Source organism: Microcoleus sp. AS-A8, from assembly GCA_039962225.1.
GTDB lineage: Bacteria > Cyanobacteriota > Cyanobacteriia > Cyanobacteriales > Coleofasciculaceae > Allocoleopsis.
In genome coordinates this window covers 49,572-71,615 of the sequence record JAMPKV010000012.1, presented here as the reverse complement: position 1 = coordinate 71,615, position 22,044 = coordinate 49,572, and the positions used below count along the sequence as shown (strand labels likewise).

Sequence of the window (22,044 nt, the reverse complement as noted above, 5' to 3'; positions counted from 1 at the left end):
CGATACCTGACACCGCTATCTTATCTTACTCCCCCCTTAATAAGGGGAGCTGCGGGAGGGTCATTTCGTAATTCCCCAATCTTCTGAATAATCCTCTCTAAAACACCCTCTAAATACTTATAGGCATCATCATGTGTAAACCTGAAAAATCTAATTCCAACTGACTCAATAAAAGCTTATCTTTCTTTAATACCCCCCTGGGTCAGGGGGGAGTAAGAGAGAGCAGAAGCGATCGCTTTTGCCTGAGGATGTTGGGTTTTTGGGCAGGGAAAAGTAAGACAAAAGGAGCATTCTGCCCATGTCATGATGAGGCGATTACGTCAAGCACTAATCCAACTTCAACGCATTAACTGGCACTTCATCCCAGGAACTCACCGTTCTCAAACGTGCTACCCAACCCGCTAACTTTTGATCGTCTGTCAAATTCTGCTCGAAAGACTCATGGCAATCCTGCGCTTGCTGTTCATCGCAACAGGCAATACAGGAATAGAGGAGACCCGATGGATCAAGCTGTTCATTCACCCAAATAGTCATAATATTCTCCTCTCAACTCGAAATACTTTGATTGAATCTTGAGTAGATGTACTTATTTTCTCCCGAACAGTCTCTACTGCAACTAACAAAGATACACTTGTTGATAATTTATCAGCATCTATCAACAGAAGTTCATCTTTCGATAGATTAGCCGATAGGGTCTGGGAAGATGGACGTGGCAAGCTGAGTGAGAGAATCGCCCATCACCCGGCAAATTCGCCAGTCCGGTAAGACTGAGGCTCCTAGTGTCTCATAAAATGCGATCGCAGGCTCATTCCAATCCAGTACACTCCATTCCAAACGCCCAAAGTCCCGCTCAACCACTAACCGCGCCAGGTATTGCAGAATGGCTTTACCAATACCCTTGCGCCGAAACTCCGGCAGGACAAATAAATCTTCGAGATAAATTCCTGGTTTGGTTAAAAAAGTGGAGTAGTTCGGGAAAAACAAGGCAAATCCCACGGCTTGCCCAGCGTCCTCTGCCAGTATCGCCTCTGCATAAGGTTTGGCACCAAATAGATGATCCAGGAGCGCCTCCGGATTGCCAGTAACGGCGTGGGAAAGTTTTTCATACTCTGCCAGTGCCTGAATTAAATTAAACAGCACAGGCACATCTATTGGTGTTGCAGGCCGTATCGTGAACTCACCCATAAAAAGTCAAGTCATTAGTCATTAGCCAAACGCCTTATTGTACAGGGTTTTACTAACAACTAATGACCCGTTACGGCATGAGTTCTAAGTCAACCAACCTTTCAGGCGTCGAGCCACTTGAGGACGACGTAGTTTACGCATCGCTTTGCTTTGAATTTGGCGCACGCGTTCGCGGGAAAGATTGAACATCCCGCCGACTTCTTCTAGGGTGTAGGGTTCACTACTGGCTAAACCATAGCGTAGCGAAATGACATCTTTTTCCCGCTCCGTGAGCACATCACTCAAGACTTCCCAAATTTCTTGGCGCATCATGGTTTCGCTCATTTGCTCTTCCGGCAACCGCAGTTCGTTGTCTTCGAGCAAATCCACGAGTTCTGTATCTTCTCCCTTACCCACTCGATGATTCAGAGAGAGCGATCGCCTGCGTAATTGTAGCAATTGGCGCAAATTAGAAGGCGTAATATCTAACGCTTTCGCTAATTCTTCTTCATTCGGGTTCCGTTGCAGCCCTTGCTTGAGTTCGCGCTGAGCTTTTTTGAGTTTATTGAGTTTTTCAACAATATGAATCGGCAAACGGATAGTGCGTGCATCGTTGGCAATTGTGCGGGTAATGGCCTGACGAATCCACCAGTAAGCATAAGTCGAGAATTTGTAGCCTTTCTCTGGGTCGAATTTTTCCGTCGCACGATTCAATCCCAAGGCACCTTCTTGAATCAAATCCAGAAAAGGCACTCCTCGGTTTAAGTACCGCTTAGCAATTGAAACCACTAAGCGTAGGTTAGAACGAATCATTTTGCGCTTGGCTACACGCCCCCGATAGAGGCGGTTTTCCAACTGACGTTCTGTCATATTCAGTTGTTTAGCCAGTTCAGCTTTAGCTGGCCTGCGGCCTAAGTTAGCCTGCAAGCGTTCCTGGAGTTGATCAATTTCTACTAAGAACTGGACATTCTTGGCTAGCTCTACCTCTTCTTCGGGCTTAAGCAAGGGGTAACGAGCCATTTCTTTAAAGAAAGCGCCCACTGTGTCATCCGAACTCGTTTTGCTATAACCCGAAGAACGACGACCTGTTGTTAGTGTGTCTTTGGAGTCAGAGAACTCGACTTCTACAAGAGCTAAATCCGGTTCCTCTATCTCTAAATTGTCATTGTTAAAAAATTCTGGATCTTCTGTAAACTTGAGAGTATCGGCTTGGTTCAACTCAGTAATATTCATAGCGTAAATTGAGGGATGAGCGTAGAAAGGATTTGGAGAAGGTTGGACTAAGGGGTTTAGCCTTAGCTGTAACGAAAAACAGGCTTTCCTCGACGCAAGTTTTAATAAAGAGAGGGTTAGCTTGTGAAGAAGCTCCAAAAAGGCAGAGAAACAGGAGATATAAGCGATTGTGCCACAACCTTCATCCAGTGATGAGCCAGATTTTAGGGAGTGGAAAACTCTGATTTTAAGGCTACCAGAATGTATTTGGCTAGCTCTTTGATTACAAAAAAATAAACAAGATTGGTGTATTGGGTGAAAAACCAAACCATTGCAATCCTAGAGCCAAGGCAAACTCGGCAATTTTCAGAATTCCTGACATTGATAAGAGTTTTTACATTTGACAACAACCTACCAAAAATTGAACACTGAACTTAGATGATGAGTGTGATAAAGCGGGAACTAATCCCAGTGAAATCGTTTCTTTAAATTAACTTTGCTATAGAAACAGAATCTCATACACGCTGAGGCTGTCCTCTCTACCCATAGTGAGAAAAGGCTAACTCCTATGGCTCAACCACTCTGCCCCTTTGCGGCTCTCTCATCTCCCAAGAGGGGCGTCTGATTCGGGCTGACCCGTCGTTTCTCCACAACAGCCAGCTAAAATTGACAAGTGGCAAGGCACGACCTCCGAAAGCCTTGGAGATCTTGTTGGTGAGTAGGGTTGATGATATGTCTAATTCCCCTAGTGGTCTGATTCTGGCTGAGCCTGGGGCGTCTTATCGCTCTGGTGCGCGTGAGAATCGATGGGTTGAAGTGCTGGTGGATTGTCCGGGAGTACAGCAAGACCAACAGCAAGAGCAGAAACTATATACTTATCGGTTGCCATCGGAGTTAGATGTACAACCAGGGGATATTTTGAGTGTGCCATTTGGGTCGCAGCAGATTGGTGCGATCGCCATCCGTCTTTTGGACTCACCACCTCTTGACTTAGCACCCGATAAAATTCGGGAGGTTGAGGAGGTTATTGGTTCGGGCTTTTTCCCGACTTACTACTGGAAACTGTTAGAAGGAGTGGCTCAATATTATTGCACTCCTTTGATCTCAGTCATCCGAGTAGCTCTACCTCCAGGATTACTTGCGCGATCGCAGCGTCGCATTCGCCTCCATCCTGAAAAACTTCCCAACAATGCCGATACCGTTGTCCATCCAGCCGCAGGTCAAATTTTAGCCATTCTTAAAACTCAAGCGGATGGAGACTTTAGCTGGAAATACCTCCAACGCCAAGTGAGAGGAGCTAGTTGGGGGTTAAAGGACTTAATTAAACGCGGTTGGGTAGAAAGTTATCTCGAACACCCTAAGCCAACACGTCCCAAACTTAAACAAGCCGTAACCCTAGTCGGATATACCTTTACCAGTGACTTAACGCAGCGGCAACAGGAAATTCTGGATGTACTCAGGCGTCGCGGCGGTGATTTATGGCTGACCGAATTGCTACAAACGTGCCATACAACCTCTTCAACCCTCAAGAAGCTAGAGGAGAAAGGGTATGTGGTGATTCAAGAAAGGGAAGTTTTACGAACTTCTACAGAACCCGTCGTAGCCGGCGATCGACCGAAAGCCTTAACAGGGCAACAGGCAGAGGCGTTGCAGGTGATTACGGGTCTTGATCACTGTGCCCAAGTGCTGTTGCATGGGGTGACGGGTTCGGGAAAAACGGAAGTTTATTTACAAGCGATCGCACCCATCCTACAGCAAGGCAAATCGGCTCTTGTCCTCGTCCCGGAAATTGGCTTAACGCCCCAACTCACCGACCGTTTCCGCGCCCGTTTCGGCAACAAAGTCAACGTTTATCACAGCGCCCTCTCGGATGGGGAACGCTACGACACTTGGCGACAGATGCTGACTGGGGAACCACAAGTCGTCATTGGTACTCGCAGTGCCATCTTTGCCCCCTTGCCCAAACTGGGTTTAATGGTCTTGGATGAAGAACACGACTCCAGCTTTAAGCAAGACCAACCTGCCCCCACCTACCACGCCCGTACTGTCGCCAAATGGCGTGCTGAACTCGAAAACTGCCCTCTGATTCTAGGTTCCGCCACCCCCTCCCTCGAAACCTGGGTAGAGTTAAACGTTGGAAGGTTGAACGTTGAAGGTTTGAAAAATAGCCTGCAACCTGTAACCCAAACCAACCTACCCTTCGGGAACGCCTTTGGCGAACAACCTTCTAACCTGCAACCTTCAACCGCCTATTACCTCTCCCTCCCAGAACGCATTCAATCCCGACCCATGCCGCCCGTGGAAATTGTAGACATGCGGCAAGAATTACAACAGGGGAATCGCTCCATTTTTAGTCGATCGCTTTACAGGGCATTACAACAGTTACAATCACAGGGTCAACAAGGCATCTTATTTATTCCCCGACGGGGACACAGTACTTTTGTCTCTTGTCGGAGTTGTGGCTATGTGGTAGAATGCCCGAACTGTGATGTTTCACTCTCCTATCACTACACCCACGAGGGAGCGACTCAATTACTTCGATGTCACTATTGCAACCATACGCAACTCCATCCTCCTCATTGCCCTGAATGCACATCCCCTTACCTGAAGTTTTTCGGCAGTGGTACCCAACGCCTTGCCCAAGAATTAACCCAACAATTTCCCCAGCTGCGGATCATCCGGTTTGATAGCGACACCACCCGGACGAAGGGGGCACACCGAACGCTGCTGACCAAATTTGCTCATGGGGAAGCTGACCTTTTAATTGGCACCCAAATGCTGACCAAAGGGTTAGATATCGCTCAGGTAACTCTGGTAGGGGTTGTTTCCGCCGATGGACTGCTGAATTTAGCCGATTATAGAGCCGCCGAACGGACATTTCAAACCCTGACTCAGGTTGCGGGTCGTGCCGGTCGTGGTGATGAGCCGGGTCGGGTGATTATTCAAACTTACTCTCCCCAACATCCCGTGATTCAAGCCGTCAGGGGTCACGACTATGAATCCTTCGCTCAAACAGAATTAGAACAACGCGCAGCCCTGCAATATCCCCCCTATGGGCATCTGATTCTCTTGCGGTTGAGTGGTTTGGATGCAGCCGATGTGGAGAACACGGCTGTTGCGCTAGTCGATCAATTAAGTACGACTGAGTCCGGTTATGAAATATTGGGGCCAGCACCTGCAAGTATTATGCGGGTTGCTCGTCGCTATCGTTGGCAGATTTTGCTGAAGTTTCCGCTCGATGTGCCTGTAGTGTTACCGAACTTGGCACAGTTGCGTGAGCGTTGTCCGAAAGATATCAGCCTAACGATTGATGTCAATCCATTGAATATGATGTGAACCTCCAACCAAGGGCACAGTAGACTGAAAATACTGTATTGAAGGTGGCATCATGAACCAACAATTCAAACACGCTATGCTACCCGTCACCACCCATGACGAGTTAGCACGCCAAAACTTTGTGCAAAGCCTGAAAGCTCACATTCTTAGTCAAATATCTCCGGGCAATAAGGTTATTTATGAAAAAGTAGCCAAGCCACAGTTTGAGCAGGAACATCAGCACCCACCCAACAATCGTCATGAAATTCGCCAAGCGATGCTCAATCAACCCTACTATCGTTGGTGGAGTGCCCTACAGCGGATTCAGCAGGAGATGATGTGGGAGTCGGTCACCTCTAGTGTGGAACACCAGCTTCCCAAGCTGATCGAGCGTGCTCAAAATCAGGGTAGTAAATTCGGTTCTTTAACCCTCGACCCCAATTTTAAAACCCCTGCTTACCAAACGGCTGTAGACATTCACTGTATGCCGGGTGGATATCACAGTGAGTTCGTGGAAGATGATGTGACGGTTGCTGCCGTGTACGATCGCGGAACCTACGTTTATGGCAGGGGTTGGTTAGGTCCGCTCAACGATGACATGGGTCTATCTATCGTCCACAATTACCTGGAAAAGGAGTATCCTGAGTTCCGACCTGGCAAAATTCTCGACATGGGATGTTCTGTAGGTCACAGTACCTTGCCCTACGTCGATGCCTACCCGGATGCAGAAGTTCATGCCATCGATATTGGTGCTCCCATGCTGCGTTATGCCCATGCACGGGCAGAATCTTTAGGGAAGCGGGTACACTTTTCTCAACAGAATGCCGAACGCACTGACTTCCCAGACGAGTCCTTTGACTTGGTTGTCTCCCATATTCTGTTGCATGAAATACCGACGCCAGCGATTCGCAACGTTATGCGTGAGTGTTATCGCCTGCTGGCTCCGGGTGGGATGATGATTCATGGGGAGGCTCCTCTGTATCGCGACATGGATACGTTCACAGCCTTTATGTACGATTGGCAAACGGCTAACAACAACGAACCCTTCTGGAGCGCAATGCGGGATTTGGACTTGATGAAAGTTGCCACAGAGGCAGGCTTTCAGGCAGATCAGGTGATTCACACGTTTGTCCCCAACGGTGCATGGAAAGCCAAATATTCTACGAACAATGCTCAAAGTGCCGGCATAAACAGTCGGGGCACTTGGTTTGTCTTCGCTGCCACTAAATGTCAATAACGGAGAGGCAGATTGCATGGCAAAGAAAGCCAAAGGAAAACGACCGGTTTACTTTGATGACGCTCAGAGCGACAAGTTACTGGCGATGGTGATGGCGCTGGTGGGTGAAGTATCTGTCCTGCATGAACGTCTCGACACCCTCGAACGTATAGCCCAAGCCAAAGGGATTGTATCGCTCGAGGAGATAGAGGCTTACCAGCCGGATGAGCAAGTGGCTCAAGAGCGAGAGCAATGGCGCAGGGAGTATATTGCGCGGGTGTTGCGGGTTATAGAGGAAGAGGTGGATTCCCTTCGGTAAGCGCATCTGCTCACGAATACCAAGTTGCATTCAAACGTATAACTCTCTCTTTCTCTTACCTCAGCGTACTCTGTGCCTCTGTGGTACGTTAAATTCTACGTTAAACAGCAACTCAGTATAATCTCTCAGGAATCAAAAAATGGGTGAAAAAATTGCTGTTCGTAATCCTCGCCATGGAAATGTTGATTATTGGATTTCACCGCCGACATCCACTCAACTAACTGAACAATGTAACCAATTGCGAGATGCACAAGTGGCATGGCAAAAGGGAGGTTTAGCGCCACGAATTGAAGCGTTGCAACAGTGGAAACAAGCAGTTTTATCTCATAAAGATCAACTGCTCAAAGCATTAGTCACCGACACGGGGAGGTTATCCGTCTCCCTACTGGAAATTGACTCCTTCATCTCCAGCATTGATCGCTGGTGCCGATTAGCACCGGAATTGTTGATTGAGGATGAAACAGCAACTGCAATTCCATTTGTCCGGCGGCAAAACCAACTCATTCCTTACCCCTTAGTTGGTGTCATCAGCCCGTGGAATTTTCCGTTGTTGCTTTCCAATATTGATACCATACCCGCCTTGTTAGCAGGCTGTTCTGTTGTGATTAAGCCGAGTGAAATCGCTCCTCGCTTCATTGAACCCCTGGTAGAAACGATTGCCGCCGTTCCCCAATTGCGGGATGTTTTGGTTTATGTCGAAGGGGCGGGCGACACAGGTGCGGCTTTAATTGAATCCGTGGATTTAGTCTGCTTTACGGGAAGTGTGGCGACGGGTCGAAAAGTAGCAGAGGCAGCCGCTAAGCGGTTTATTCCTGCTTTTTTAGAGTTGGGAGGAAAAGACCCTGCGCTCGTCTTAGAATCAGCGGATTTAGAGTTAGCGACATCGGCAATTTTGTGGGGTTCAGTTGCTAACACAGGGCAATCATGCCTCTCGATTGAGCGGATTTATGTGGCACAATCCATTGTTGAGGCGTTTGTCGAGCAACTGGTCGAAAAGGCACAACGTGTTCAATTAGCTTATCCCTCAGTTGAAAGTGGAGAAATTGGCCCGATTATTGCACAAAGACAGGCGGCAATCATTAGCGAACACTTACAGGATGCGGTTGAGAAGGGAGCCGTTGTTTGCTGTGGCGGCGTTGTTGAAGAATTGGATGGGGGTATGTGGTGCCGTCCTACAGTGCTGAGGCAGGTTAACCATTCGATGCAGGTGATGACGGAAGAAACCTTTGGCCCGATTATGCCTGTCATGTCATTTTCCACGATGGAGGAAGCGATCGCACTAGCCAACGATACGCTCTATGGACTGAGTGCGGCGGTGTTTGCGGGTTCGGTAGAAGAAGCACTGGCAGTAGCACGCCATATCGATGCCGGTGGCATCAGTATCAACGATGCAGGATTAACCGCACTGATACACGAAGCCGAGAAAAACTCCTACAAATTTTCCGGCATGGGCGGCTCACGGATGGGCGCTGCGGCACTGAAGCGGTTTCTGCGAAAAAAAGCATTTTTGATTAAAACCGAGGTGGTTTCTGACCCTTGGTGGTTTAAAGCCTGAGCCACTCAGGTGTTGATTGGCCTAACCCAGAGCATCGACCAAAAAAGGCAGAGGACAGAAGGCAGAAGGAATGCCTTGACCTTTGCTGACGACTGAAGGTTTGAATCCCCTTCTTCACAAAACATGAAAGCCTTCTGCCTTCCTCAACCTAGCTATAACATTACAGATGAAATTCCCTTGGCCTAAAGCAAAGCCGCTCCGAACAAAGCTTTGTTAGTCTTAAAGAAGGACATTTCCCCTATTACTCCTCCTATACCCTAATGTCTAGCCACTCTTCCCCTCTGATCCAAACGCTGAACCCGGAGCGCTGGGTTGGGTTGAGTATGGACTTTATCGGGGCAGGATATACAGGTTTATTGGTCAAAAATGGTCGGCTGGTGCGAACCTTAAAACCGGGGCGTCATTTTAGCTTTGCCTTACCCCTGCTTGAACAGTGCGAATTGATTCTAGTCGATAGTAAGGTTCGGAACCTGGAGATTGTCTCTCACGGGGACTTTTTATCTCGTGACCAGTTTTTGATTAATGTTTCCCTGAATGTCATGTACCAGGTGGTGGATGCAAAACGGGTTGCTTTAGAATTATCTGACCCAATCGCAGCTCTCACCAGTGCCATCAAAGATAATCTAGGAGTGGCAATTGGTCAGCTTACGGTGCAACAGTTGACTACTCAAGGACGAGCACAAATCCGCCAATACAGCCTCGACCATTCGGAAGTGTCTTATAGCTTAGGCTTTGCGTTAGAAGATGTGCGGGTGAGTGATGTCAGCTTTCCTCAAACTCGTGGGGTGATTCGTCAAGTCGAAGGGTTGAGCGCAAGACAAGAAGCTGAACACGAAGCGGCGCTTAAAATGCAGATTGCTCAAGCCGGTCGCCCAGAGGTACAACCCCCCCCTGTACAGCAGGTCAACATTGTCTCAGGTCGTGACCCCAATGCCAACGAGCCGGCCCTCGGTACCACCTTGGAAGCGACTACGGTGGCGATTGGAGGACAAGCCCCGATTCCAGCGAATTTGCCCCCCGTTCAAGATAGACCAACGCTGGCTCCGACTGTACTAGCTGAAGATATTGAGGAAGGTGCGATCGCTCGTTTGGTACACCGCTCAACCGGTACGATCAGTATTTTATCAACCCTACCGTTTACGATTGGACGCGAACCGACTAACACCCTAATCCTTGAAGATGTCTTGTGTTCGCGCTATCATGCCCAAATCGTTAAACAGACTGACTCTCAAGGAACCGTCCGATACCAACTCATTGATGTGGGGAGTTCTAATGGCACCTTTGTGGGTGGACAACGCCTTGCCCCCAACCAACCCTTCTGGCTGACACCGGGAAATGTGATGAGGATTGGTACTCAGGAATGGAGGTTTGAAGCTTAGGAACGCAGTTTCTAGCGATTACGCTTCCAAAACGCCACAACTCGCTCCTCCCATTGCTGCAAGTATCCCTGCATCACTTCGGGTTCAAACCAAAACACCTCAGCAGGCATCCCCGGAATAGCCACAGCCAGGAGAGAATGTTCCAAATTCAGTTTATAAGCTTGGTAATATTGATTCACTGCACTATAGTAGGCAGCAATTTGCAGTGGATAATCGTACAAACGCTGTATTGAACCTTTAGGTTTGTCTGAGGTTTTCCACTCACAAATACAAGGAATACCCCTAAAGCTGGCAACACAATCTACTATTCCGGCATAGCCCAATTCATAGTTGAAAACTGTTCCTTCTACGAGTCTGACATTACCGACATCTTGCAAAATCGGCTCGATACTCTGCCAGTAGGGTTGGATAGCATCAGGACAAGGGGTATTCTTTCCCTCTAAGTAGCGCTGAATTTGCTTATGGGTTCCCGTACCGCGACGGGACGCTGCTCCTGAAATTTGATTGGCTTCGGCTACTCCAACTCGCTGCCGCCAATTGAACAGCCTTTCTCTATCCTCTTGTGGTTTAGTAGTGTTAAGAATTGTGGTGACGCTTGGCAGGTATGTACCCTTAGCATCGATGTAATATTGTTTGCCATTTTCCCGCACCTGTTTAGCGGCGTTGCGGGGGAGGAGTTGAGAATTAGAACACATTGAGGTGTGAATTTTCTGGGAATCTATGTAATTTTAAAAAACTAATTATTAAACCATAAACTAATAGCTTGGATCATCTTCTTTTAGAAAGACGCCTTTAGGTATATAAATCGTAAGAATCTAAAGAAAGCAATGAATCAAACTTCTTTGGATATACGCCATTTGGTATAGGCTATGTTTAATCAAGAGAACGAAAATTTCACAAACACAACGGTTTGGCAAAATCTTGACTTTAAGATGGTTAAGCAGAGACTCAATCTGATTACGGATCAGCTTGAGTCGGCTCTAGTTAAGTCTTGTACGCTGGAAAAAACTAACTATATTTATCCTGAAGACCAGGCCAAACTCCTAAAATTCATGGAAGTGAACGATCTAAGCGAGGCGCAAGCGATCGCATTGATCATTAATGCCTTTTTTAAGGATAAACCGTCAACTCTGATTAACCCGCCGAGTCTGCTAAATCAGACACTAGAGCGAATTGCGGCACTGGAACAACAGGTAGCCGAATTAGCAAAAGAACGACCTGAAACCGCCAACACCTACTGCATTGGGAATTCTCATTTACTACCCGATGACAGTTCTTGTGCGCTAAATAATGATCAGCGATGATAGATCCCATAGTAAAGCCCCCCCCTCCAGAGAGAGGGTACTGATGGCACAATCCCAATTTCCAGCCAATGCTTTAAAGGTAAATAGGCTTAGGACTTCAACCTCTGACCCAAGCGCTGCTCTAGTTGCCCTAGTAGTGCATCTACATCCTGACCCACTTGCTCAAAACAAGCAGGCGGTGCGGGTTCCGGTTCAAACTGAATGAGCTTGATTTGGTCATTGCCAATCCCGATAATTAGAACCTCCTGCTCCGGCTTATGAGCATCCACAATTCCTAAGATTTCCTGAATGTGGTTTTCTACTCTTTCATTGAGTTCTGCCAGCGCCTTTTTGGGACAATAGACGAAATGGGGGCTGGGTTTAAGGTCAATACCCAGCGTATCCTCGCTTTTTCCGCGTTCGAGAAACAACCCCCAAGCTAATGCCGCTAGTTCTCGCTGATTCTCTTTAGCGAACCGAGTGAGCTGGTGTTTCCACTGCTCTTCTGCCTTCTCCGGCTCACTTGCACCAAACATGATCATCAGAAGTACTGAAATATAAGTGTTGAATACTTGTTGAACTGTCACTCCCGCCGATTTTTGCCGTTGGTGGCTGATAGCTGGGTGGGAGCCTAGAACTCGTTTCGACGGATGAAGTATGAATTGTTTATCCTTCAGCCTTTATTTTATACCTTTATACCTGACTGCACGCGCCAGAGGCTGGCATAAATCCCTTGTTGCTCCAGTAGTTGTTCATGTCGCCCTTGTTCGACTAATTGACCCTGTTCCATGACGTAGATGCAATCGGCATTACGCACGGTGGAGAGGCGATGGGCGATCGCAATCGTTGTCCGATTTTTTGTAATCTTCTCTAATGAGCGCTGAATCGCGGCCTCCGTCTCATTATCCACCGCTGATGTGGCTTCATCCAAGATGAGAATGGGGGGATTCTTCAAAATGGCACGCGCGATCGCAATCCGCTGCTGTTGCCCTCCCGACAGTTTCTGTCCCCGCTCCCCAACAATCGTGTCATACCCTTGGGGCAGTTGGCTTATAAATTCATGGGCTTCGGCAATCTCTGCCGCTGCCATTACCGAACCGTGAGTGGCATCGAACGTGCCGTAGGCGATATTCTCCCGCACCGTACCATGAAACAAAAACACATCTTGGCTCACTAAGCCAATTGCCCCACGTAAATCCTTGAGCCGTAACTGCCGCAGGTCAATACCATCAAGGGTTATAGTACCGCCTTGTACTTCATATAACCTCAATAATAACTTAACCAAGGTACTTTTACCCGAACCCGTCGAACCCACAATGGCGATGGTTTTACCAGCTCCGATGTAGAGGGACAGATTTTGAATCACAGGGGCACGGTCATGGTAAGCAAAGGTCACCTCTTTCAACACCACCTCACCCCGCACCTGCTCTACCTGCAAGGGCGTGTCCCCAGAATGGATTTCGATGGGAGTATCCAGCAGATTCATCACACGCGTGGTGGACGCCATCGCCCGTTGATACTGATCGAGGGTTTCGCCTAATCGAGTTAACGGCCAAAGCAAGCGCTGGGTGAGGAAGACCAACACACTATAAGTACCCACTTCCAGCCTTCCGGCAACAACATCCATGCCGCCGTAAAGCAGAATCCCTGTAAAGCCCAACAGGATGAGCATCCGAATCAGGGGAATAAATGCCGCAGAAAGAGCGATCGCACGCTTGTTACTGACGCGATAGGCGTCACTTTGGGCTTCCATTCGCCCTAATTCATACTCTTCGGCGGTAAAGCTTTTAATGGTGGTGATGCCTGTCAAATTATTGGCTAATTGCCCATTGATTAGACTCACCTTTTCTCTGACATCCGCGTAACGAGGAGCCAGCCGACGCTGAAAGGCGATCGAACCCCAAAGGATAAAAGGTATCGGCAAAATCGTCATCCAAGCCACATTGGGAGCCAGGATATAGAAAGCTCCACCAATCACCAGAGCTGTTGTGATGACCTGGATAATATCATTGGCTCCTACATCCAAAAAGCGCTCCAATTGATTAATGTCATCACTCAAGATTGACATCAACCGGCCAGTACTTCTGTCCTCAAAATACGCCAGTTCCAGGGATTGCAAATGCCCATAAGCATCTAAGCGCAAGTCATGCTGTATAGCCTGGGCGAGATTACGCCACAGTCGAGCATAGGCATATTCAAAAATGGATTCCAATCCCCAAATGATGAAGCTCAGGAAACTCAGGATGAGGAGTTGCTCAAAGATATCTTTTACCCCCCATTGAGCAATCAGAGAATCCTGTTGCTTCACCACCACATCCACTGCCGCACCAATTAAGGCGGGGGGTGCTAAGTCAAAGATTTTATTCACAATTGAACAGGCGATCGCCTGCCAAATTTGAGTCCGGTAGTTGTGCCCGTAATGAATCAGACGCCATAGGGGAGGAGATGAAGACGAGCGGTTGCTCTTCGATTTAGAGCGATGCGATTGCGCCTGGGTAGCACCTAAAGCAGCTTGCTTCTTTTTGCCATCTGCTTGTTTTTGCAAACGTGACACCTTAATCAAACCTTAAATTCATAAAATTTACTTTATCCGGAGTAATTTAATTTTAAATTAAAAAATCTTATATTGTGTTGGCTTTGGTGGATAGGCTAAATAGCCAAATCCCTGATGCCATCTGGCAAAAACCGTGAAACTCGCGAATTTTTCTAGGGGTAATCACCTATTTGGGGGTATGCGGATACCGTTGAGTTCAGTTAATATGCATAGGAGGGTTCAACAGAACGAACTAATGCAACAACCTCGCCATAAATTGCTAATTTTAGAAGTAGTTCCGAAACAATTTCCCCAAGGGTGGCGTCGGAGAGAGGAAAATACCTCCAATGTTTTTCGGAATCAAACTAGAATTTATCCTCTCATGAACACTCGTTTCAAGTATCTACCAACTGACTAACCCTTCTTACCTTCGACTCTTTCGTTCAACTCGGTGCTGTGGTTTTTGGGTTCAGTCGATTGTCCAAGCATGTTACTACCTTGTGAAAAACTAACTCTTTGTCAAGCATATTTAAGACCTGATTCTGCTTTTTGGCAGTTGTGTGTTGGATTAGATTAAGATTTCCAGCCAATGGTTACAGGCAACGCACAACAAGTACAGGTTTGGAAAAGATGAGTTCTGTCGGTAGTGTATGGCTAATAGTCCAATGGTGTAAGTCCTGACTCTTTCTTCTCAACGATTATTTGCGCTTAATTCACCAAATCCGGTTTTAAACCAGCACTGAAATTCATGGCTGGTAAGAATGTAGCGGCATGTTGTCTAGCAACAGTCAACCCTTACCCTAACAGGAGTATTTAGGATTATGACAGCTCTAACTCAAACGTCTCAAAATTTATGGGGCAAATTATTTGACTACTGCCAGAAAAGTTACCAGTGTCTGGTCTACAATCCTAAATTGTTTCTGATGCGGAAACTGGCTCGGCTTGAGGTCATTCGTAACTGGGTTAGCTCTTTGTATCAGTTCCGCCGTCCATCTTACGAGATGAGCCAGGAAACGCCTTCTATCCTAGATAACATCAATGTAGATACCCTGGTTTCAGGGATAAGAAGCGATAGCTATGCTCCAGGCATTAATCTTCCCCAAGCGGTGATTCAAGAAATACTGGAGTATGCACAATCGGCACCCTGTTATGCAGATAGAAACTCAGCCGCTAGCTTCTACTATTCACACAAAAAACAAGCCGAAACCTCACTGGGTAAAAAAATTCGCTTAGGTAGCTATTTCCATGCTCAGGGATGTGCAGCGGTAAGGAAGCTAGAAAACGATCCAACAATATTAGCGATCGCGGCTAAATATTTAGGAGCGCCTCCTGTACATGTAGCCAGTGAGCTTTGGTGGAGTTTTCCGGTTGGGGGAACACCCATGGAGCAACTCAAAGCAGCTCAGGTATTTCACTACGATCTAGACGATTATCGATTCATCAAATTCTTCTTTTACTTGACGGATGTTGACCTCTATAGTGGCCCTCATGTGTTGATTCGCGGGAGTCACAAAAACAAGAAGTTGTCCCATCAGCTTCTAGGTGTACGCTGCGCCAGTAAACCGGATGAAGATATTGTCGATTGTTATGGCGCTGAGAATTTGGTGACGATCTGCGGCCCAGCGGGTTTAGGATTTGCAGAAGATGCGACTTGTTTTCACAAAGGGACTCTTCCAACCCAGAAAGAACGCTTGCTGCTACAGATTGAATTTGCCATTAATAACTATGGCGATATCAGAGGCGCAGCATCCTAGAGTTGGGCAATGGGGCAATGGGGGATGGAAAACAAATGACTTTTGAGATAGACCTAACCCATTACCCATTACCCATTACCTATTACCTATTTCCCGTTGCGATGATTGTTACTATAAGGAATTCTGGCACCCGCCCATTGCAGCTTTTCTCGTAACGTCTGGTAATAGGAATAGTTCTCTCGCAAAATAATAAATTTTGCGTAACAATCCGCCATGCGAACATCTACGCGTTGTCCAGGCCAAATGGAAGTGCCTAAAACACCATCCGTCCAGAGTTTGGTATTGAGTTCGTAATCCCCTAGAGGCCAAATGCTAACCACAGAACCAGAGGGCAAAACAATAGAACGACTAGAAAGACTCAAGGGGCAAATTGGCGTCACCGTAAGAGCTTCCATACCATCGTGTAAAATTGGCCCATTGGCTGAAAGAGTGTAGCAAGTTGAGCCAGTGGGAGTGGCAACAATCAGTCCGTCACCTTGGTACTGATCGACGACTTCCCCGTCTATTTCCATCTCTAGAACAGAGGTAATCATCCGATCCGCTGAGGTGGGTTTAACGCACATTTCATTCAGTGCTAAAAAGCGATCGCTCATGGGTTCCAGGTTGGTGCGACTTCCCTCAAATACAGTCGCTTGAACCATCATCCGCCGCTGAATGGCGTAGCGATCTTCACTTAATCGATCCCAAATTTTCTCCGTCTCTTTAAATTCCTCAAACGGTTCAGTGAGAAACCCTAAGTGTCCACCCACATTGACGGCTAAAATCGGCACTCCTTCTGAGGCAAGATGTCTCGCGGCAGCGAGGGCTGTGCCGTCGCCGCCCAGTACTACAGCTAAATCGATCTGGCTCATGGCGGAGGCTAAAAACACAGGGTAGGGATTATCCTGTGCACCACTAGGGCCCATCAAAATATGGCACTGGCGTTTTTCCAATTGCCGAGCACATTTTTCTGCCCAACTGCGGCTGTTGGAGTCTTTGGCTTTATACGCAATGATCACCTGCTTTAGCTGCACGTTAACCTCATCTTCTCGCCCGTGTGATGATCGTCATTCTAGACTGCCAACTCAGTTATGAAATAGCGCGTTAAGAATCGGGTGTGAACCCCTATCCCAAATTTTTAGTCTGAGAACTCCTAAGAGGAACATCAGCTTTCGCCATCACTGGCGGTTGCATGGGCAGAAATTCAGCCAACCCCAAATAGCGAATTCCTTCAGGGGTAATTGCAAAACGGCAGGGTAACACTTCAACCCCCTGAAGTACGGCTTCTCGCAACAGTTGACCGTAGACAGGGTCATAACTATCAGCCGGAACACAGGAAAGACAGTCACCCCGATTAATAAAATAGAGCATTACTGCCCTTGATTGGGGCAGAAGTGCCATTAATTCTCGCAGGTGCTTTTGTCCGCGAGTGGTGACTGTATCGGGAAATAATGCCACATGCCCCTGAGATAAGGTGACACTCTTAACTTCTAAATAGATAGGAGGTTCAATGCGATCGCACAATGCGAGTTCTTCGGTGGCTGCCCTCAAGGGGGTGGGAGTAGTTTTGAGTAAAAAATCCACCCGACTTTTCAGTTCTTTGCCATAGGGAACCTCGCAGCAAATTTCGTTGTAGCTGCTGACTAACTCTGGAAATAAGCGTTGTTGCAAAGCTAACTTAATCACTCGATTGGGGAGTGCGGTGTTAACGCCAACCCAAGTTGGTTCGTTGTCCTCAACCTGAATCATTTCCCAGGTATAGGGTAACTTCCGCTTAGGACTATCGCTGCGGGAAACTTTGACTAAACTTCCAGGAGTGGAGACACCCGTCATGGGGCCGGTATTCGGGCAATGAGCGGTTATGACTTCCCCAGAGGTCAGTTGAATATCGGCAAAAAAGCGTTTGTAGCGCTTGAGTAAGACTCCGGTTTCTAGGGGCGGGTAACGATAAATCCAATTTTGCATGAGGATAATTTACCACCGAAGGCGCTGTTGTTGGCAAAGAGCGATCGCGCAAAGCCTATGGTTATTCAGAGCGACGCATTTTTCATTTTTGGTCTGAGTCTTGGTGGGAGGTGTGTTAACGTTGCTTCAAGCCGCCGTATTGTTGATGAGATGATGGGCGTCGCATCAGAAACTAGATTACTGTGAGATCGCATCCTGCTGATGGGTGAACCCGATGAATCAATCCCAATCATCCTCTGAGATTACTAGATTGGAGAACCTTCTTCTGGGTTGTCAACTATTAGGATGCGTATTACAAATTTATCAAGTAAGACAATAATCGTGATACTCTTACATAGGGTGCTAACTTGCTCTGATCTGCAATAAACGACCGACTACAGACGATGAGCAGGGAGTTACAAAACATAGGGCTTCCATTCAGCCACTTTGTGATTTGTCCTGTAAAACAGGCTGAAAATATCTCAAGCTATACGAGTCATTTAAAGGACTCAAATACAGGCACAAAAAAGGTTGAAAGCGCTAGAATTTGCTCCTAAACGGCTGGGGCTAATCGAGAAGTCTGAGCGTGGCAATCGCAAAAGCCTACTACAGTCTCCATAAGGGTTCCATCTACTCGTCTAAATTTGAAGCTAAGACAACAACAGAGGATATAACTTGTAGAGAACCTCCACAATATTCCTCTTCCTAAGTTTTATTGCAATTTGCAATGGCAGTCTAAAGGAACTTTTGCCATGAGTGTAAAATCAGACAAGTCTACACATGGAACTTCTATTAGCCACTTTCACGCTCTAGAAAGCCTGAGAGAAACGGAAAGCCAAATTTTCAGCAAGCTGTTGCTGGAAGAACTGCACAATGCACTATCCTGGCAAAAGCAAACTCTCGCCGAAGCGGCAATGGAAATTCAGAATTTGCTTAAGCAATTGCAGGAAACCCACCCAACTGCAACCGAAGCAGAACAAAAAGCGTTTGTCACAGCTGCTATTCCGCTAAAACGCCGAGAACGGTTTCTGAGTGCTTTGCAAGCTGGATGGAAGGAAGCGATGAGAGAGTTTTTGGATAAGTCCTACCTCCAGGTTGGCATTGCGACTCTTGAGGAATGGAAGCTCGCAGACTGATATCAAGTTGTAGTCAAAGATAGTAGATAGGGGAGACAAGGGGGAGGGAAAATACTACATATGAACGCAATTTGCTAGGATTAGCCCTGCGCGCTTCAAATATTGATAATAATTAGGATAACGGTAAAATGACGATAAATGTTGTCCCTTTGCCGACTTCACTGGTAAAGGTAATCTCACCTCGATGTAAATCCACGCATTGTTTAACAATCGCCAATCCTAATCCGGTTCCCTGAATTGTACCGACATTATTTGCACGATGAAAGGCTTCAAACAAGCGGGATTGATCGGCAGGGGGAATGCCAATTCCTTGGTCTTGAATTTGGAAGATTACTCGGTCATCCTTAGCCGTGAGGTCAAACTGAACCGTACTGCCTTCTGGAGAATACTTCAGGGCATTCGAGAGCAAATTGCCCAGAATCTGCCGTAGCAGTTTCTCATCCCATGCAGCCAAACCAGAGAGAAAATCGAATCTTTTCTGCTCGATTTCATCGGTATCTTGTCCGGCAAGAGTGCCATTGCTGCGATAAGTAAAATGAATCACCTGCTGTTCTTTGGCAGTGGGTTGCACATCTTCTACTAAATGGCGACAAAATTGTATTAAATTCAACGGTGTAGGGTTGAATTGAAGTTTCCCGGCTTCCGCTTCACTCATCAGAAGGATATCATTCAACATCTGAGTCATGCGTTGAACAGCCGATTTAATGCGATGAAGATGAGCTTGTTGTTTCTCTTCTGACAATCGGTTCCGGTAACGCTGCAACAAGTCAGTAGAAGAGGAAATCGCCGTTAGAGGAGTGCGGAACTCATGGGAAGTCATAGCGACAAAGCTGGACTTGAGCATACTTAGTTCCCTCTCGCGTTGGAGTACCTTATAACTTTCTATTTCCGCTTGTTTGCGGCAGGTAACATCCTCGGCAATTCCAGCGATGCGGTAAACTTGACCTTGTGCATCACGGATCGGAAAGCCGCGATCGCGTATCCAACGAATTGACCCATCCGGTCGCACAATCCGATACTCCACATCCGTAGATTCGCCACGAGACTCTTGCTCCACCTTGCCTATCAGGATCTCTCGATCTTCAGGATGAACCGCATCTCTCCAAGAATTAGACTGGTCATACAAACTCTGGCAAGAGCGACCCCATATCTCCTCATACGCACGGCTAACGTATAATCTTTTGCTGAAATCGGGGGTAACCATCCAGAATACTTCATTGATATGTTCGGTCAACTGGCGGAACCGCTGTTCACTCTCCCGCAGTGCCTCAATCGCCAGCTTATGGTCGGTGATGTCCCGCGTCATTCCCAACACAGAGATCAAATTGCCATCCGTCTCCATTTCGGGGACTAAGCGGGTTTGGTAGTACTTTAGTCCTTGGCTGGTGACTAAGCTAAACTCCAGTTGTTCTTCCTGTCCCGTCTCAAAAACCGTGCTTAACGCCTGCTCCCAAATCGATAAATTGGGTTCTGAGATGCCGAGTTCCCGATTGGTTTTACCAATAAACTCATTGGGTGATTTACCTGTAACGCTTTCAATGGCGGGGTTGACATAGAGATGACGTCCTTGTGGGTCAAACCGCTCAATAATATCAGGTGCGTGTTCCACCAAGGCTCGATATTCCTGTTCGCGTTGGTGGAGTGTGGCCTGAGCCAATATGCGTTCAGCAATCTCGCCAAAGAGTTGATTATTAAGCTGTTCTAACTCAGATGTGCGCTCTTTGACTCGATTTTCTAATTCTTCGTTCAGCCTGTGCAAAGATTCTTCGGCTAGCTTGCGCTCCGTGATGTCTGTGGTGTTGCCGTAGTAGTAGAGTACGCCCTCCTCATCAATCGGTCGCCCGATCACTTCAAACCATCGAGATCCTCGGTGAAGAGTGTGAAACCGATAAATAACTCGGTAGGGTTCGCCTTGGGTAATCGCTTGGCAAGCGATTCTGAGCGCCTCTTGCGACTCATGCCCCAAATCAACTCGATCATCCCAAATTTGAGGATTCTCCAAGAATGCCTTTGTGGAAATGCCACTGAGTTCAGCCATCATCTCGCTGACATAGACAAACTCGAAGCTGCTAGGGCAGAACTTCCAGACCAAACTGGGTAGCATATTAAAGATTTGACGAATCTCGGCAGCATTTCGCTGGGCTTGTTCTTCGGCTTGTTTGCGCTCGCTAATATTCAAGGTACTGCCGACTACACGCACAGCCCGCCCACTGGCATTTCTGATAATCTGTCCTCTATCCCAAATATGCAGGTACTGATGGTTTTTGTCGCGAATCCGATATTCAGTGGCAAAATCCCTGCTGTTGGCGAGGGCGTTGGAAATCTCCCGACGGACGCGTCGTCGATCATCGGGATGGATGAACTGAGTCCACCACTCCAGGGTCGGTTGGGCTTCTTCCGGAGGATAACCTAAAACCTCTACCAGACCCTGTGTCCTGTCAACGATGCCATTTTCCACGTTCCAGTCGTAGATAATGCCATCTAAAGCGTTGGCAGCCAGATGCAAGCGATCGTTGGCTTGCCGCAGTTCTAACTCTAGCCGCTTGCGTTCTGTAATGTCGCGCATCAGCCAACGTAAACCCATGAGCTGACCTTCCCAAGTGTGGATAGCCGCCACCCTCACGGCAGCAATCAGTGGTTTTTGATTGGGCGATCGCAGGCTCACCTCCCACTCCTGCACCCCCTCCACCTGACGCAGTTGATTGAGTTGATAACGAAAGGCTCGACGCTCTTCCTCAGCAACGTGACAGGCTAACGGATTGCCGACCAAGAACTGTTGCCCACACTTGAGTAGTGTGGCGGCAGCACGGTTGGCTTCTTGAATCACCCCATTGACATCGGTCACTAGGTAAGCATCAGGCGCAAACTCAAACAGTTGTTGATAGCGCCGGCGTTCTGCGATTAAAGCCTGTTGAGTAACTAATAACTCCTCATGTTGCTGATACAGTTCTTCGTTAGCGACTTGCAGTTCTGCAAAGGCGGTACTAAGTCCTTCAACGGCTGTTACGATAATTTCCTGCTGTTGTGGCGTTAAAGATGATTCATCCGTCAGTTGTTGCAGTTGGGCTAGGCGTTGGCACCAATCCTGTATTTGCTTGGCGAAGTCGTCCAGGTTTAAGCTAGTCATCTGATTGCGTTTTTAACTAGGGCTACCGCTTGCTATTGATCATAGTTAGTCGCTTGGATTGTGATCAGTATCCATTTGCAGCTAAGTAGTGCCTGCATGGGAGCGCAATGCGCCAATAAGCCCCAGGA

Annotated in this window: 17 protein-coding genes; 8 read left to right on the top strand and 9 right to left on the bottom strand. The window is 47.5% G+C overall.

Annotation, left to right across the window (positions count from 1 at the left end):
• Positions 1 to 327: 327 nt before the first annotated feature.
• The 3 genes from NDI48_19955 to NDI48_19945 all read right to left on the bottom strand — a co-directional run bounded on the left by NDI48_19955 (position 328) and on the right by NDI48_19945 (position 2,397).
• Positions 328 to 534, bottom strand: coding sequence for a glycogen debranching protein (locus NDI48_19955; protein MEP0833444.1), 207 nt, complete (start codon positions 532 to 534; stop codon positions 328 to 330).
• Between the two features lie 147 nt (positions 535 to 681).
• Positions 682 to 1,185: a GNAT family N-acetyltransferase gene (locus NDI48_19950; protein MEP0833443.1), complete on the bottom strand. Its 504-nt coding sequence runs from the start codon at positions 1,183 to 1,185 to the stop codon at positions 682 to 684.
• A gap of 84 nt (positions 1,186 to 1,269) precedes the next feature.
• The gene (locus NDI48_19945) at positions 1,270 to 2,397 is read right to left on the bottom strand and encodes an RNA polymerase sigma factor, RpoD/SigA family (GenBank protein MEP0833442.1); all 1,128 of its coding nucleotides are present in this window, start codon (positions 2,395 to 2,397) and stop codon (positions 1,270 to 1,272) included.
• A gap of 711 nt (positions 2,398 to 3,108) precedes the next feature.
• On the opposite strand from NDI48_19945, the gene priA reads away from it, so the two are divergent.
• From priA to NDI48_19920, 5 genes are all read left to right on the top strand, one after another.
• Positions 3,109 to 5,712 (top strand): primosomal protein N', encoded by a 2,604-nt coding sequence (gene priA / locus NDI48_19940; protein ID MEP0833441.1) that lies wholly within the window; start codon positions 3,109 to 3,111, stop codon positions 5,710 to 5,712.
• A gap of 52 nt (positions 5,713 to 5,764) precedes the next feature.
• Entirely contained in the window at positions 5,765 to 6,928 is a 1,164-nt protein-coding gene (locus NDI48_19935; GenBank protein ID MEP0833440.1) for a class I SAM-dependent methyltransferase, read from the top strand.
• A gap of 16 nt (positions 6,929 to 6,944) precedes the next feature.
• Entirely contained in the window at positions 6,945 to 7,226 is a 282-nt protein-coding gene (locus tag NDI48_19930; GenBank protein ID MEP0833439.1) for a hypothetical protein, read from the top strand.
• Between the two features lie 139 nt (positions 7,227 to 7,365).
• Positions 7,366 to 8,781, top strand: a complete 1,416-nt coding sequence (locus NDI48_19925; protein MEP0833438.1) for an aldehyde dehydrogenase family protein — start codon at positions 7,366 to 7,368, stop codon at positions 8,779 to 8,781.
• Between the two features lie 260 nt (positions 8,782 to 9,041).
• Positions 9,042 to 10,160 (top strand): FHA domain-containing protein, encoded by a 1,119-nt coding sequence (locus tag NDI48_19920; GenBank protein ID MEP0833437.1) that lies wholly within the window; start codon positions 9,042 to 9,044, stop codon positions 10,158 to 10,160.
• An 11-nt stretch (positions 10,161 to 10,171) separates the two neighbouring features.
• On the opposite strand, the gene NDI48_19915 is transcribed toward NDI48_19920, so the two are convergent.
• Complete coding sequence (locus tag NDI48_19915) at positions 10,172 to 10,855, bottom strand: PD-(D/E)XK nuclease family protein (GenBank protein MEP0833436.1); 684 nt, start codon at positions 10,853 to 10,855, stop codon at positions 10,172 to 10,174.
• Between the two features lie 174 nt (positions 10,856 to 11,029).
• On the opposite strand from NDI48_19915, the gene NDI48_19910 reads away from it, so the two are divergent.
• On the top strand, positions 11,030 to 11,464 hold the full coding sequence (locus NDI48_19910; protein MEP0833435.1) for a hypothetical protein: 435 nt from the start codon (positions 11,030 to 11,032) through the stop codon (positions 11,462 to 11,464).
• An 89-nt stretch (positions 11,465 to 11,553) separates the two neighbouring features.
• Here NDI48_19910 and NDI48_19905 read toward each other — a convergent pair whose 3' ends face one another.
• Positions 11,554 to 11,985: a hypothetical protein gene (locus tag NDI48_19905; protein MEP0833434.1), complete on the bottom strand. Its 432-nt coding sequence runs from the start codon at positions 11,983 to 11,985 to the stop codon at positions 11,554 to 11,556.
• 143 nt (positions 11,986 to 12,128) lie between these two features.
• Positions 12,129 to 13,871 carry an ABC transporter ATP-binding protein/permease gene (locus tag NDI48_19900; protein MEP0833433.1) on the bottom strand — a complete coding sequence of 581 codons (1,743 nt, stop codon included), beginning with the start codon at positions 13,869 to 13,871 and terminating at the stop codon, positions 12,129 to 12,131.
• A gap of 926 nt (positions 13,872 to 14,797) precedes the next feature.
• On the opposite strand from NDI48_19900, the gene NDI48_19895 reads away from it, so the two are divergent.
• Complete coding sequence (locus NDI48_19895; protein ID MEP0833432.1) at positions 14,798 to 15,730, top strand: hypothetical protein; 933 nt, start codon at positions 14,798 to 14,800, stop codon at positions 15,728 to 15,730.
• An 86-nt stretch (positions 15,731 to 15,816) separates the two neighbouring features.
• Here NDI48_19895 and NDI48_19890 read toward each other — a convergent pair whose 3' ends face one another.
• Positions 15,817 to 16,743, bottom strand: coding sequence for an NAD(+) kinase (locus NDI48_19890; protein ID MEP0833431.1), 927 nt, complete (start codon positions 16,741 to 16,743; stop codon positions 15,817 to 15,819).
• A gap of 91 nt (positions 16,744 to 16,834) precedes the next feature.
• On the bottom strand, positions 16,835 to 17,674 hold the full coding sequence (sfsA, locus tag NDI48_19885) for a DNA/RNA nuclease SfsA (GenBank protein ID MEP0833430.1): 840 nt from the start codon (positions 17,672 to 17,674) through the stop codon (positions 16,835 to 16,837).
• 731 nt (positions 17,675 to 18,405) lie between these two features.
• Here sfsA and NDI48_19880 point away from each other — a divergent pair.
• Entirely contained in the window at positions 18,406 to 18,789 is a 384-nt protein-coding gene (locus NDI48_19880; protein ID MEP0833429.1) for a hypothetical protein, read from the top strand.
• A gap of 112 nt (positions 18,790 to 18,901) precedes the next feature.
• Here the strand turns inward: NDI48_19880 and NDI48_19875 are convergent, their stop codons facing one another.
• A complete protein-coding gene (locus NDI48_19875) occupies positions 18,902 to 21,916 on the bottom strand; it encodes a PAS domain S-box protein (protein ID MEP0833428.1) in 3,015 nt (1,004 codons plus the stop codon).
• Positions 21,917 to 22,044: the final 128 nt, after the last annotated feature.

Coding starts and splice junctions, on each gene's coding strand:
- sfsA (MEP0833430.1), bottom strand. CDS start 17,674: ATGCAAAATTGGATTTATCGTTACCCGCCCCTAGAAACCGGAGTCTTA.
- priA (MEP0833441.1), top strand. CDS start 3,109: ATGTCTAATTCCCCTAGTGGTCTGATTCTGGCTGAGCCTGGGGCGTCT.
- NDI48_19955 (MEP0833444.1), bottom strand. CDS start 534: ATGACTATTTGGGTGAATGAACAGCTTGATCCATCGGGTCTCCTCTAT.
- NDI48_19935 (MEP0833440.1), top strand. CDS start 5,765: ATGAACCAACAATTCAAACACGCTATGCTACCCGTCACCACCCATGAC.
- NDI48_19925 (MEP0833438.1), top strand. CDS start 7,366: ATGGGTGAAAAAATTGCTGTTCGTAATCCTCGCCATGGAAATGTTGAT.
- NDI48_19945 (MEP0833442.1), bottom strand. CDS start 2,397: ATGAATATTACTGAGTTGAACCAAGCCGATACTCTCAAGTTTACAGAA.
- NDI48_19875 (MEP0833428.1), bottom strand. CDS start 21,916: ATGACTAGCTTAAACCTGGACGACTTCGCCAAGCAAATACAGGATTGG.
- NDI48_19905 (MEP0833434.1), bottom strand. CDS start 11,985: ATGATCATGTTTGGTGCAAGTGAGCCGGAGAAGGCAGAAGAGCAGTGG.
- NDI48_19910 (MEP0833435.1), top strand. CDS start 11,030: ATGTTTAATCAAGAGAACGAAAATTTCACAAACACAACGGTTTGGCAA.
- NDI48_19950 (MEP0833443.1), bottom strand. CDS start 1,185: ATGGGTGAGTTCACGATACGGCCTGCAACACCAATAGATGTGCCTGTG.
- NDI48_19930 (MEP0833439.1), top strand. CDS start 6,945: ATGGCAAAGAAAGCCAAAGGAAAACGACCGGTTTACTTTGATGACGCT.
- NDI48_19880 (MEP0833429.1), top strand. CDS start 18,406: ATGAGTGTAAAATCAGACAAGTCTACACATGGAACTTCTATTAGCCAC.
- NDI48_19895 (MEP0833432.1), top strand. CDS start 14,798: ATGACAGCTCTAACTCAAACGTCTCAAAATTTATGGGGCAAATTATTT.
- NDI48_19920 (MEP0833437.1), top strand. CDS start 9,042: ATGTCTAGCCACTCTTCCCCTCTGATCCAAACGCTGAACCCGGAGCGC.
- NDI48_19915 (MEP0833436.1), bottom strand. CDS start 10,855: ATGTGTTCTAATTCTCAACTCCTCCCCCGCAACGCCGCTAAACAGGTG.